We start from the raw sequence: 13,669 nt of genomic DNA, 5'->3' as shown, positions 1-13,669 counted from the left end.
GGCGGTTGTCACGCGCTCTCGCGGAAGCTTTCGGCCTGTTGCAGGTCGACGGAGACAAGCTGCGACACGCCACGTTCCTGCATGGTCACACCGAACAGGCGGTGCATGCGGGCCATGGTCATGCGGTGGTGGGTGATGACGATGAAGCGGGTCTGCCCCGTGGCCGCCATTTCGTCGAGCATGGAGCAGAATCGGTCGACATTGGCGTCATCAAGCGGCGCGTCCACTTCGTCGAGCACGCAAATCGGCGCCGGGTTGGTCTGAAACACCCCGAACAGCAGGGCCAGGGCCGTCAGCGCCTGTTCGCCGCCCGACAACAGCGATAATACCTGCAGGCGCTTGCCCGGCGGGCTGGCGAAGATTTCCAGGCCGGCTTGGAGCGGATCGTCCGATTCCACCAGTTCCAGATGGGCCTTGCCGCCGCCGAACAGGCGTTGGAACAGAACCTGGAAATGGCCGTTGACCTCTTCGAACGAGGCCAGCAGGCGGGCCCGGCCCTCGCGGTTCAGCTCGTTGATGCCCTGGCGTAGCTTGTCGATGGCGGCAAGAAGGTCGGTCTTTTCCGTTTCCAGGCCGGTGATCTGTTCCGACAACTCGGTCATTTCCTGTTCGGCACGCAGGTTGACCGGGCCCATGGTGTCGCGTTCACGCAGCAGGCGGTCGACCCGGCTTTCCGCGTTCTCCAATTCGGGCAGATCCTTGCCGTCTTCCACTTCCGCCAGTTCGGCCAGCTTGTCCGGGGTGACGTGCAGGCGGTCGTTGATGCGCTCGATCAGGCCGCGGCAGCCCTGTTCGGCCTGCTCCACAGCACCCTCGGCACGGACCCGGGTTTCGCGGGCGAAGGACAGGTCGTGTTCGGCCTGGCGCATGTCGCGGTCGGCTTCGGCCAGGGCGGCTTCCGCCTGGGCCAGATGGTCGGCGGCGGTGTTGCGGCGCGCCTCGGCCCCCTGAATGGCGGTCAACAGCTCGTCGCGCTTGGCCGCGATCTCGGCCGGTTTCTGCTGCAGGGCGTCCAGGTCCGCTTGCAGGGCGGTGGCGCGTTCCGCCAGTTCGCCGAGCTGGCTTTCCGACCGCGACCGGCGGGTCACCCACATCTGAGATTCGGAGGCGACGGCGAGCAAGCGTTGTTTGCGGGCTTCCGACGCCTGGAACAGCTGGTCGTGGCGCGACCGGCATTCCATCTGGTGGGTGCGCTTCTCGGCCAGGGCAGTGCGCTTGTCGGCCAGGGCCGTGCGCGCGGCCTCCAGGTCCGGCAGTTCGCTGCGTTCGGTTTCAAGCGCCGCCTTCTGGGCTCCGGATTCTTCCTGATCGGCGGCGATGGACGCCTGGGTTTCGGCCAGGGCGGCCAGCTTATTCTGTACGGCGGCGGCACGGTCCTTGACCTCGGCCAGGCGGTCGCGGGCGGCGTTGAAGGCGCGGTCGGCCTCGTTCAGCGCTTGGCGGGCGTCGCGTTCCTGGGTGCGCAGGGCCTCGGCCTTGGCCTTGGCGGCCTCGGCGGTGGCCCGCAGGGCGTCCAGGGTTTCGCGCGCGGCCTCAGCCTGGGCCGCGACCTCGTTCAGGCGGTTGCGCTGGGCCAAGCGTTGGGCGGCGGCGGTTTCCGCCCCTTCGGCGACGCGGAAGCCGTCCCAGCGCCACAGGCCGCCGGCGCGGCTGACCAGGCGTTGGCCGGGGGCCAGGCCGGCCTGCAGGCGGGTGCCTTCGGCGGCATCCTCGACGATACCGATCTGCGACAGGCGGCGGTCGAGGGCGGCGGGGGCTTTCACGACCTCCGACAGGGCGCGTGCGCCGGCGGGCAGGGCCGGGGCCGTCGCCATGGGGCCCAAGGCGCGCCAACCGATGACGGCGCCATCGTCGTCGCCCATGGCCGGGGCCGAGAGGTCTTCGCCCAGGGCGGCGCCCAGCGCATCCTCGAACCCCTTGTCGACGCTGATCTGGTCGAGCATCGGCGGCAGGTCCGTTTCCGGCCCGGCGGCGAGGACGCGCTCCAGGGTGCGGATTTCGGTTTCCAGGGCGGTCTGTTCGTTCGCTTTTTCCCGCGCGGCCTGGGCTGCCTGTTCCGACGCCTGATCGGCTTCGGTGCGGGCGGCTTCCGTTGCGGTCAGGGTCTCGCGGGCGGTGTCGGCGGCGGTGCGCGTGGTTTCGACGGTGGCATCTGCCTGGGCCAGATCGACCAGGTCGGCGGACCGGGATTCCAGTTCGGCTTTCTGTGCCTCGGCGTCGGCGGCGCGCTGGGCCAGCCGGTTCAGGCGGTTTTCCAGTTCGGCCAGGCGTTGATTCAGGGCATTGCGGCGGGCTTCGGCGGCGGCTAGATCGTTGGTGTCGCGGTCGACCTCGCGGTCCATTTCGGCGACGGCGACGTCGGCGGCGGCGCGGGCCTCGGCGGCGGCCGTCAGGTCGTCGGCTTCCTGCGTCTGGGCGGTCTCGATGTCCTGCTTTTCGGCGGCCAGACGCTGGATGGCCTCGGCGGCGTCGGTCATCAGGCCCTGTTCTCGCTCACGGTCGCGGGCGGTCTGTTCCAGACGGCCCCGGGTTTCGGCCATGGTCTGGGTGATGCGGGCTTCTTCTTCGTCCAGGCCTTCGCGGGCCAGGGTCAGGCGCTGCAGTTCCGCCGCCACCTGGGCCTCGCCCTGGCGCAGTTCGGGCAGACCCTCGGCGGCCTGGGCTTGGCGAGTGGTTGCCTGGGCGGCGCGCTGGGTCAACTCGGTGACCGCGTGTTCGGCTTCCTTCAACTGCGCGCGGGCCGTGTCGCGGGCGGTTTCCGCGTTGGACCACAGGATATGGAATAGGGTCGCCTCGGCCTTGCGGATATGGTCCGACAGATTGCGGTATCGGGTCGCCTGGCGGGCCTGTTTCTTCAGGTTGTTCATCTGGGCGTCGAGGGTGACCAGGATGTCGTCCAGACGCTCCATGTTGGCTTCGGCGCCTTTGAGGCGCAGTTCCGCCTCGTGGCGGCGGGAATGCAGACCGGTGATGCCGGCGGCTTCTTCCAGTAGAAGGCGACGCTGCGCCGGCTTGGCGTTGATCACGGTGCCGATGCGCCCTTGGCTGACCAGGGCGGTCGAGCGCGCGCCCGTGGCCTGATCGGCGAACAGCAGTTGCACGTCGCGGGCGCGGACTTCCTTGCCGTTGATGCGGTAGTTCGATCCCTTTTCGCGTTCGATGCGGCGGGTGACTTCCAATTCGTCCGCATCGTTGAACTGGGCCGGGGCCTTGCGTTCGGTATTGTCGAGGGTCAGCGTCACCTCGGCGATGTTGCGCGACGGCCGGTCTTGCGTTCCGGAGAAGATGACGTCTTCCATCTCCGTGCCGCGCATCTGCTTGGCCGAGGTTTCACCCATCACCCATTTCAAGGATTCGACCACGTTCGACTTGCCGCAGCCGTTCGGACCGACCACGCCCGTCAGGCCCGGTTCGATGAACAACTCCGTGGGGTCAACGAAGGATTTGAACCCCAGAACGCGGATTTTCTTGAAATTAAGCAAGTCGCCTCGCCGATCCTGGTTGCCTGTTTGCGCCGATTATTTCTGCGTCATTTATTTTTTCAGGGCGCGTTCGATGATTTCCTCGAACACCTTGAAGTCCTGTGCGCCCGAAACCTTTTCCCCAGCGACGATGAAGAACGGCGTGGAATCGACGCCGTGCTCCTTGTTGCCCGCTTCGGCGGTCTTCTGAATGCCTTGTAAAAGGTCTTCGTTGCGCAGGCAGGAATCGACCTGGGCCGGCGACATGCCGCCTTTCTTGGCCGTGGTCTGGATGGCGGCAAGGCCATCCGGTGCCTGTGCCCAGATCGCCTGATCGCGGAACAGGATGCTGATCATGGCGAAATAGCGCACGGGGCCGGCGCAGCTGGCGACCATATGCGCCGCCAGGGCGCGCTGGCCCAAGGGGAAGTCGCGGAAGATCAGCTTCACCTTGCCCGTGTCGATGTACTTTTCCTTCATCGCGGGCAGGGTCTTTTCATGAAATTCGCGGCAATGGGGGCAGCTCAGCGAGGCATACTCGATCATCGTCACCGGCGCGTCGGCCTTGCCGAGCACCTTTTCCGCCAACATGTCCTGAGCGCTCTGCGCCTGTGCCGGGCCCGCGAAGGGACCGGAAAGGGCCAAAATCAGTGTCATTGCGAGCGCAAGACCTTGTGCTAATCGCAGCAAATTAACCTCCTGATACACAAGATGTTGATGACTATAGAATCGGCTCCGAGACGGAGTCGACTCCTTTTGCTAAATCGTTGATATGGGCCGCCGATCCGCAATTTATCCACCGTCCCCGCGCCGCCGCCGGACGGCCTGTCCCAGTCCTTCGAGGGCGCGGCGCAGGTCCGGGTCTGTCACGGCCTTCAGGTCGCGTTCCAGGGCCGCCCGTTCGGCTGGGCTCAGCGTTCGGGGCGGGGTCGGGGTGGTGTCCTCGCGCGGCGGCAAGGGGCGCTGGAAAATGTGGATGCCCCTGACGGCGCCATAGCCGAAATAGGTGTTCACTTTTTCCACGATCAGGGGTTCCAGATGCTGGACCTCGGTCGCCACGGCGGAATTGCCGGCCTGCAGGTGCAAAAGTCCGCCCGTGCGCTGTCCGCGGGGAAAGATGATGCGGTCGGGCAGGGTATGGCGGGCCAGGAGTTCACCGGCGATTTCCGGCCAATGGCGCAGGATGTCTCCCTGGGCGAAGCCGCGCTTGCCATAGGCGGCGGCGGTCACCTTGCTCAGTGCCTGACCGACGGCGCGGACCCCGCCTTTGCGGCGGCGGGGCGGCTTGGTCGCTTCGTCGTCCTGGGCCATGGTGTTCCTTTCGGGCCGTCGCCGCCCTTTTCCGCGTCCCGGCGGCGTGGCATTAACGGGGGATGCATTTAAGAGTGCCGACCCTGGGCCCGGCAAGGGCCTGCCGGTGGAAGCCGGGGGATAACACGGATATTGCCGGAACCGGGAGCCTGTCATGAGCCTTTCGTCCGCCAATGATGCCCTGACCGGGGCGTTGCTGGGCTGGTATGACCGCCACCGGCGGGTATTACCGTGGCGGGCACCCGCGGGCCGGCGGGCGGACCCTTACCACGTCTGGCTGTCCGAGATCATGTTGCAGCAGACCACAGTGGCGACCGTAAAAAGCTATTTTGACGACTTTGTGGCGCGCTGGCCCCGGGTGGAAGACTTGGCGGCGGCCGAATTGGACGATGTCCTGCACACTTGGCAGGGGCTGGGATATTACGCCCGTGCGCGCAACTTGCACAAATGCGCGCAGGCCGTCGCCGGAGATCACGGCGGCCGGTTTCCCGATACGGAAGCAGGGCTTTTGTCCCTGCCCGGCATCGGCCCTTATACGGCGGCCGCCATCGCGGCGATCGCCTTCGACGTGCCGGCGTCGCCGGTGGACGGTAACATCGAACGGGTCACGGCGCGTCTGCGCTGCATCACCGAGCCACTGCCCGGCGGGAAAACGGCGATCCAGGCGGCCGCACGAGACCTGACGCCCAGCCGGCGGCCCGGCGATTTCGCCCAGGCGATGATGGATCTGGGGGCCATGGTCTGTACGCCGCGGACACCGAAATGCGATCTCTGCCCTTGGCATGACCCATGCGCCGCGCGCGCCGCGGGCGTTGCAGCGGATCTGCCCGCCCGCGCGCCGAAAAAGGCTATGCCGACGCGCCACGGTGTCGTGTTCTGGATCCAGGACGCGAAGGGCCGGGTGCTGCTGCGTCGGCGGGCGGAGCGGGGACTTCTGGGCGGCATGATGGAAGTGCCCTCGACGGATTGGCGGGATGATCCCTGGGATAAGGACGAGGCGGCGGGCCATGCCCCGCTTGCGGCGGCATCCTGGGAAGGGGCCGGGGAGGTCCGTCATACCTTCACCCATTTCCATCTGCGTCTTGCGGTGGTTTGCGGGACCACAGCCGGCGGCGATGACGCCGAGGGCACCTGGGTTCATCCCCGCGATTTCGGCGATCATGCCCTGCCGACCCTTATGAAGAAGGTGGCGAAGGCCGTGCTCGGCTAATTGAGTTCCAGGGTCAGGTAAACGCTGTGGGGATCGAAGGTGTACCCGCCGAAGGGGCCCGTGTCCGTGAATCCGGCATTGCGGTAGAGCGCCTGCGCGGCGGCGAACGGGCCCGTGCCGCCCGTTTCCAGGCTAAGCCGCCGATATCCCCGACGCCGCGCCTCGGCCAGGATGTGGGTCAGCATGGCGCGGCCGTATCCCTTGCCCCGGAACCGCGCCAGGGTATGCATGGATTTGATCTCACCGTGGCGGGGGTCGATTTCCTTGAGCGCTCCGCAGCCGATGATTTCCGCGCCGTCCCATATGGACCAGAACGTGACATCGGGTGCGGTCAGGCCGCTGAGGTCGAGGGCATAAACGCTTCCGGCCGGCGTCTGGCTGACCATCTGGTCGAGGTGCGCGCGGATCACGCCGCGCACCGCGTCGCCCGTCAGGTCGTCCTCGCGGATGTCCATCGGGTCGCCTGCCGACGGGTCAGTCGTCGTAGGCCATCAGCGCGCTGAACGGTACGTCCAGCTTGTCGCGGCCCTTCAGGAAGGTCAGTTCGATCAGGCAGGTGGGCGCCCACGACCTCGGCCCCGGCACCCCGCAGCAGGTCAATCGACGCGGCCATGGTGCCTCCGGTCGCCAGCAGGTCGTCCATGACCACCACGCGCTGGCCCGGTTCGATGGCGTCCTTCTGGATTTCGAGGGTGTCGGTGCCGTATTCCAAAGAATATTCATGGGCGATGGTTTCGCCGGGCAATTTGCCCTTCTTGCGCACCATGATGAAGCCGCAGCCCAGCCGGGAGGCCAAGGGGGCCGCCGTCAGGAAGCCGCGCGATTCGATGCCGACGAGAAGGTCCGGCCGAAACCCGGAGACAATCTTGGCGAGGCGGCCCAGGGCCACCTGCCAAGCGTCGGGGTGCCGCAGCAGGGTTGAAATGTCATAAAACAAAATGCCGGGAATGGGAAAATCGGGAATCCCCCGGATGTGGTCTTTCAGGTCCATATGCCCCTCTGGGAAAAATCTATCTGTGTGAATGTTCGGCGCATCCTATTGGATTGACGCGCGACCATGCAATCGCGTCCTATGGTCGGGTGGGTTACGGATTGGATTGCCTGATGACCAACGTCTTCTATCGCGACCTTAAATCCGACATGCCCGTCGCCGTGAAAGGCGACGGCATCTACCTGATCGACGACACCGGCAAGCGTTATCTGGACGCGTCCGGCGGGGCCGCCGTGTCCTGCCTGGGCCATAGCGACGCGGACGTCATCCAGGCGATCAAGGATCAGGTCGACAAGGTGGCCTTCGCCCATACGGGCTTCTTTACCACGCAACCGGCCGAAGAGCTGGCCGAATTTCTGGTCGGCGCGGCGCCGGACGGCATTTCGATGGTCTATTTCCTGTCCGGTGGGTCGGAAGCGGTGGAGGCGGCGCTCAAGATGGCGCGCCAGTATTTCTTGGAAACGGGACAGCCCGAGCGCACGAAATTCATCGCCCGGCGGCAGAGCTATCACGGCAATACCCTGGGGGCCCTTTCCGTCGGCGGCAACCTGTGGCGGCGCGAGCCCTATAAAGAGATGCTGATGCCGGCGTCCCACATCGCAGCCTGCTACCCCTATCGCGACATGCGTGACGGCGAGAGCGAAGAAGAATACGGCCTGCGTACCGCCGACGAGCTGGAAGCCGAAATCCTGCGTCTGGGGCCGCGCAACGTGGCCGCCTTTATCGCCGAGACCGTGGGCGGGGCGACGGCGGGCGTGCTCGCCCCCGTGCCGGGATATTTCAAGCGCATCCGGGAAATCTGCGACAAGTACGGCGTGTTGATGATTTTGGATGAGGTGATGTGCGGCATGGGTCGCACGGGCACTCTGTTCGCTTGCGAACAGGATGGCGTGGCGCCGGACATCATCTGCATCGCCAAGGGCCTGGGGGCCGGCTATCAGCCGATCGGCGCGACCCTGGTATCCGGTGCGGTCTACCGCGCCTTCAAGGAAGGCTCGGGCGCCTTTCAGCATGGCCATACCTATATGGGCCATCCCATGGCCTGTGCGGCGGCGCTCGCGGTACAGCGCAAGGTGCGGGACGCGGGCTTGCTGAACAATGTGCGGCGCATGGGGGCGATCCTGGTCGACCGGCTGCATGATCGCCTGGGCAACCACCCCCATGTCGGCGACATCCGGGGGCGCGGATTGTTCCAGGGGATCGAACTGGTCGCCGACCGGACGACCAAGGAAACCTTCGACCCGACCCTGAAAATCCATGCCCGGGTGAAGAAGGCGGCGTTCCAGCGCGGGCTGATCTGCTATCCCGCCGGCGGCACGGCGGACGGCGTTCGTGGTGATCATATCCTGCTGGCCCCGCCCTTCATCATCGATGAAGCCCAGGTCGGGGATCTGGTCCAGTTGTTGGGCGATGCGATCGACGCAACATTGAAGGAGGCGGGGATCACGTGATCCGGGGGGAGACCGGATAAATAAAAAGAAGGGGCACCTGAAACATGATCGAGCAAGATGGTCTGAGCGGACACCGGTTCAGGGGGCCGCCGACTATAATCATGTTCATGGCAGGGGTTGGTCTGCTCTTAGGGGCGATACTTGTCTTCCCGGCCCAGGCGAAATCCCTGACCATCGGCACCGGCAGCAATGGCGGCATCTATATCCAGCTCGGCAAGGCGATTTGCGATGTCGTGCGGCGGGAAATGCGCGGCACGCGATGCGAGGCCGTGACAAGCAAAGGCTCCATCGACAACATCATCGGCATCAAGAAGGGCACATACGATCTGGGCATCGTCCAGTCGGATGTCCAATACCATGCGGCCAAGGGAACAGGCACCTTCGCCAACATCGGTGCGGTCAAGGGAATCTACAGCCTGTTTTCAGCCCATCCGGAATCACTGGCCGTCATGGTCAGGAAGGACAGTGGGATCAGTGGGCTGAGCGATATCGCAGGCAAGCGGATCAATATCGGCAAGGCGACGTCCGGCACAAACGCGACAATGCGGCTTTTGTTCGATGCCATGGGCCTGCCGCTCAACAGTTTCCCGCTGGTCGCGACCCTCAATGCGACGGAGCAATACAACGCAATCTGCGGACGTAAGGTCGACCTTACGGCCTTTCTTGCTGGGCACCCCAACGGCATCTTGAGCAAGCTGATCAAGCTTTGCGGTATCGGATTCATCCCCGTATCGGGCGCCGCCGCGGACCGGCTGATTTCATCCAACCCCTATTACGTGCGCGCGCTGATCCCAAAGGAAGCCTATAGCGGCCTGACGGCGGACGTGCCGACGGTCGGCCTTGTTGCGACGGTCATGGCCGGGGCGCAACTGGATGCCGCGACGGCTTATCAGGTGACCAAGGCGGTGTTCGAGAACCTGCATTTCATCACGTCGAAACATCCGGCATTCTACCGGCTGTACCCCTTGGAAATGGCCCGCAAGGGCAGCACCGCGCCCCACCATCCGGGGGCGGCGCAGTATTTGCGGGAGGTCGGACGTTTGCCCTGAGGTTACGTGTTTTCGTTTTTCTCCCGAACAACTCCGCACAGCATGAGACAAGGTTAATCTTCGCCGTTGGCCTTTCCCGGCGATGTGTTACACTTCGCGGCAACGACATGGATCAGGGAATCACATGGCATTTTCAGGGGGCAGTCTGAATAAGACGCCAACGGTGAAAGTTTGTGCACCGGTGTCGGCAGTCGGCCCTATTCCTTGGTATACCAAGCCGTTCGCTGGCTCGGCGCGGCGGAAATCTATTTATTCACTCAGCGAAATTCGGTCCCGCGGGACAGCTTCGGGGGCTGCGGCCCCAGGTTCTTGCGCGCCGATACGCCGGGCTTGCTCCCGGCGGATCACCCGGACATTCGCATCAGCCCTGTTTTGGGGTGAATGCGGATCCTGGGACTCCCCAAGCCGAACGGCGTGGTTAATGCCGCGTCTCGGCGTTCATTCATTACCCAACCCGATAAAATCCAAGGAGGAATGGAAATGTTCCTGAGAAAAACTTTGGCCGCGACCGTCGCCGTCGCCGCGATGGCGGCGACCTTCGGTGGTGCCCAGGCAGCAGACGAGAAATTCATCACCATCGGCACCGGCGGGCAGACCGGCGTGTACTTCGTCGTTGGTCAGTCGATCTGCAAACTGGTCAATCGCAACACATCGAAGCACGGCATCAAGTGCACGGCGCCGTCGACCGGTGGTTCCATCGCCAACATCAATGCCATCAAGGCAGGCAACCAGGATATGGGCGTGGCCCAGTCCGATTGGCAGTATCATGCCTATCACGGCACCTCGAAGTTCAAGGACGACGGTGCCTTCAAGGACCTGCGATCGGTATTCTCGGTTCATGGCGAGCCGTTCACCGTGGTTGCCCGCAAGGATTCCGGCGCCACCAAGTTCGATGACCTGAAGGGCAAGCGCGTCAATGTCGGCAACCCCGGTTCCGGCCAGCGCGCGACCATGAGCGTCGTGCTCGAGGCTCTCGGTTGGGACGAGTCCGCGTTTTCTCTGGCGTCCGAACTGAAGTCCTCGGAACAGGCGGCGGCGCTTGGCGATAACAAGGTCGACGCCATCGTGTTCACGGCGGGTCACCCGAACGGCTCGATCCAGGAAGCAACGACGACGACCGATGCGTTGCTGATCCCCGTGGTCGGCTCGGCCATCGACAAGCTGGTTTCCGACAATCCCTATTACGCCCATGCCACCGTTCCGGGCGGCATGTATCGGGGCAACCCGGACGACGTGAAGACCTTCGGCGTGAAGGCGACCTTCGTGTCTTCGGCCAAGGTGCCGGACGACGTGGTCTATCAGGTCGTCAAGGCCGTGTTCGACAACTTCGGGCGCTTCAAGAAGCTGCACCCGGCCTTCGAACATCTGAAGGAAACGGACATGATCGCCGCCGGCAACTCGGCCCCGCTGCATAGCGGCGCGGCCAAGTACTACAAGGAAAAAGGCTGGTTGAAGTAATCAGCGAATGCATCCCCGCCGGGGCACCGGCGGGGATGCATTTCGTCCGCCGATCGCCGGGACGGGAGAGACCGGTATTGGACGGCACATCGACCGCTTTCGCGGTGATGCCTTTGGGGGCCTGAGAAAAAAGCGAGACGACAATGAGCGAACAGACCAAAGAAACCGGTGCCAGCGCCGACGAGTTGGCCGACCTCGTAGCATCGACTGATACCGGTGGGCGTCAACCCGGCAAGGTCTGGACGGCGGTCCTGTTCTCCACGGCCCTGGCTTGGTCCTTGTTCCAGCTTTGGTTCGCGTCACCGTTGCCCTTCGCGCTGCACATCGGCGTGTTTAACGATACCGAGGCGCGCTCGATCCATCTGGCCTTCGCGATCTTCCTCGCATTCCTGGCCTATCCGGCATTCAGCCGTTCGCCCCGCAATTACATTCCCATCTTGGACATCGTCTTCGCTTTTGTCGGCGCCGTCAGCGCGTCCTATCTGTTCGTGTTCTACCGCGACATCGCCGACCGCGTTGGCGCGCCGATCGAACAGGACTTCGTGGTCGCCGTGATCGGGGTGCTGCTTCTGCTCGAAGCGACCCGCCGGGCGCTGGGCCCGGCACTCGCCATCGTTGCCTCCGTATTCTTGCTCTATACCTTCCTGGGTCCCTACATGCCCGGGATCATCGCCCATAAGGGCAATTCCCTGGCCGAAGTGGTCAACCACCACTGGATCACCACCGAAGGCGTGTTCGGCATCGCGCTCGGTGTTTCCACCAGTTTCGTGTTCCTGTTCGTGCTGTTCGGCGCGTTGTTGGACAAGGCCGGGGCGGGCAACTACTTCATTCAGGTTGCGTTCTCGTTGATGGGCCATATGAAGGGCGGTCCGGCCAAGGCCGCCGTCGTCGCATCGGCGATGACGGGCCTGATTTCCGGCTCCTCCATCGCCAACGTGGTGACCACCGGTACCTTCACCATCCCGCTTATGAAGCGGGTCGGGTTTTCCAGCGAGAAGGCGGGGGCTGTCGAGGTCGCGTCGTCCGTCAACGGTCAGATCATGCCGCCCGTCATGGGTGCTGCGGCATTCCTCATGGTCGAATACGTGGGCATTCCCTATTTCGACGTGGTCAAGCACGCCTTCGTTCCGGCCCTGATCAGCTACATCGCCCTGGTCTACATCGTACACCTGGAAGCTATGAAGCTGGGCATGGAAGGCCTGCCGCGCGCGGTCGAGCCCAAACCCTGGGTGCAGCGCCTGGTTGGTCTGGCCTTCGGCATCGCCATGGTGTCCGGCTTGTCGCTGGCGGTCTATTACGGGCTTGGCTGGATGAAGCCGATCCTGGGCGGCTATGCGTCGCTTGTCGTCGCCTTTGGTATTGCCGTCGTCTATGTCCTGTTGGTGCGCTTTGCCGCCCAGTACCCGGACCTCAAGATGGATGATCCGAACCAGCCGGTGCTCAGCCTTCCCGAACCGGCGCCGACCATCAAGTCGGGCCTGCATTTCCTGCTGCCGGTCATCGTCCTGGTGTGGTGCCTGATGGTCGAACAGCTGTCGCCCGGCCTGTCGGCGTTCTGGGGGTCGGTGCTGATGATCTTCATCCTGCTGACCCAGCGTCCCATCTATGCCTTTTTCCGCAAAGAGAAGGATTTTACCGCCCAGATCAAACGCGGCTGGTACGAATTGCTCGACGGCCTGGTCACCGGGGCCCGCAACATGATCGGCATCGGCATCGCCACGGCGACCGCCGGGATCATCGTCGGCGTGGTCAGCCAGACCGGCGTAGGCTCGGCCCTGGCCGATGTGGTCGAGGTGCTGTCCGGTGGCAACTTGATGGCGATCCTGTTCCTGACTGCTTTCCTGTCGCTGATCCTGGGCATGGGCCTGCCGACCACGGCCAACTACATCGTGGTGTCGGCGCTGCTGGCCCCCGTCATCGTGACCCTGGGGCAGCAGAACGGCCTGATCGTGCCGCTGATCGCGGTGCATCTGTTCGTATTCTATTTCGGGATCATGGCCGACGTGACGCCGCCCGTGGGGTTGGCGTCCTTTGCCGCCGCCGCCGTATCCGGCGGTGATCCGATCCGCACCGGCTTCGTCGCGTTCTTCTATTCGCTGCGCACGGCGGCGCTGCCGTTCCTGTTCATCTTCAACACGGATCTGCTGCTGATCGACGTGGACGCCCTACACGGCGTGTTCATATTCCTCACGGCGACATTGGCGATGTTATTGTTCGCGGCGGCGACCCAGGGCTACTTCCTGACCAAAAGCAAGATATGGGAGACGGCGCTGCTGCTGTTGTTGGCGTTCTCGTTCTTCCGGCCCGGGTTCTGGATGGACATGGTTTCGGCGCCCTACATCGACCACAAGCCGGCGGAAATGGCGACGGCCTTCGAAAAGACGCCGGAGGGTGAAAAAATCCGTCTGATGATCTCCGGCAAGGACGACATTGGAAATCCCCGCGAATGGATGGTCGTGCTGCCCATGGGGCCTGCGGCAAGCGGGGACGAGCGCATCAAGGCCGCCGGCATCACGGTTCGCGAGGAGGATGGTAAAATCCTGATCGACGACGTCGCCTTCGGCTCCGAAGCTAAGAAAGCGGGCCTGGATTGGGATCAGGAAATCACCCACGTCCTGCAACCGGCCGATCAGCTGAACAAGTACTGGGTCTATCTTCCCGCGTTGCTGATTCTGTGTCTGGTCGTCCTGGCGCAGAAAGCACGTATCCGCAAAACATCGGCCCAGGCGGCCTGACCG

General features: G+C 64.1%; 9 protein-coding genes and 1 pseudogene. 5 read left to right on the top strand and 5 right to left on the bottom strand.

All coding sequences use genetic code 11. The features are described 5' to 3' along the window. Window positions 1–8 precede the first annotated feature (8 nt). The 3 genes from smc to KFF05_13310 form a co-directional block, all read right to left on the bottom strand. The gene (smc, locus tag KFF05_13320) at window positions 9–3,482 is read right to left on the bottom strand and encodes a chromosome segregation protein SMC (GenBank protein UTW50906.1); all 3,474 of its coding nucleotides are present in this window, start codon (window positions 3,480–3,482) and stop codon (window positions 9–11) included. A 51-nt stretch (window positions 3,483–3,533) separates the two neighbouring features. Then, a complete protein-coding gene (locus KFF05_13315; protein UTW50905.1) occupies window positions 3,534–4,118 on the bottom strand; it encodes a DsbA family protein in 585 nt (194 codons plus the stop codon). Between the two features lie 135 nt (window positions 4,119–4,253). After that, entirely contained in the window at window positions 4,254–4,772 is a 519-nt protein-coding gene (locus tag KFF05_13310) for a DUF721 domain-containing protein (GenBank protein ID UTW50904.1), read from the bottom strand. A 154-nt stretch (window positions 4,773–4,926) separates the two neighbouring features. On the opposite strand from KFF05_13310, the gene mutY reads away from it, so the two are divergent. Next, window positions 4,927–5,982 carry an A/G-specific adenine glycosylase gene (gene mutY / locus KFF05_13305; GenBank protein UTW50903.1) on the top strand — a complete coding sequence of 352 codons (1,056 nt, stop codon included), beginning with the start codon at window positions 4,927–4,929 and terminating at the stop codon, window positions 5,980–5,982. On the opposite strand, the gene KFF05_13300 is transcribed toward mutY, so the two are convergent. Then, entirely contained in the window at window positions 5,979–6,437 is a 459-nt protein-coding gene (locus tag KFF05_13300; GenBank protein ID UTW50902.1) for a GNAT family N-acetyltransferase, read from the bottom strand. The two genes, mutY and KFF05_13300, sit on opposite strands and share 4 nt — an antisense overlap. Window positions 6,438–6,456: 19 nt before the next feature. Then, window positions 6,457–6,973: pseudogene (locus tag KFF05_13295) on the bottom strand (adenine phosphoribosyltransferase). A gap of 113 nt (window positions 6,974–7,086) precedes the next feature. On the opposite strand from KFF05_13295, the gene KFF05_13290 reads away from it, so the two are divergent. The 4 genes from KFF05_13290 (at window position 7,087) to KFF05_13275 (ending at window position 13,666) form a co-directional block, all read left to right on the top strand. Next, window positions 7,087–8,424, top strand: coding sequence for an aspartate aminotransferase family protein (locus tag KFF05_13290; GenBank protein UTW50901.1), 1,338 nt, complete (start codon window positions 7,087–7,089; stop codon window positions 8,422–8,424). Window positions 8,425–8,468: 44 nt separating this feature from the next. After that, on the top strand, window positions 8,469–9,473 hold the full coding sequence (locus tag KFF05_13285) for a TAXI family TRAP transporter solute-binding subunit (GenBank protein UTW50900.1): 1,005 nt from the start codon (window positions 8,469–8,471) through the stop codon (window positions 9,471–9,473). A gap of 474 nt (window positions 9,474–9,947) precedes the next feature. After that, window positions 9,948–10,931, top strand: coding sequence for a TAXI family TRAP transporter solute-binding subunit (locus tag KFF05_13280; GenBank protein UTW50899.1), 984 nt, complete (start codon window positions 9,948–9,950; stop codon window positions 10,929–10,931). Between the two features lie 143 nt (window positions 10,932–11,074). Beyond that, the gene (locus KFF05_13275; protein ID UTW50898.1) at window positions 11,075–13,666 is read left to right on the top strand and encodes a TRAP transporter permease; all 2,592 of its coding nucleotides are present in this window, start codon (window positions 11,075–11,077) and stop codon (window positions 13,664–13,666) included. Window positions 13,667–13,669 lie beyond the last annotated feature (3 nt).

Source organism: bacterium SCSIO 12827, from assembly GCA_024397995.1.
In the GTDB taxonomy this organism is placed as follows: Bacteria; Pseudomonadota; Alphaproteobacteria; order Rhodospirillales; family Casp-alpha2; genus UBA1479.
The sequence above is the reverse complement of the archived record's forward strand: the minus strand, read 5'-3'. Positions and strand labels throughout refer to the sequence as shown.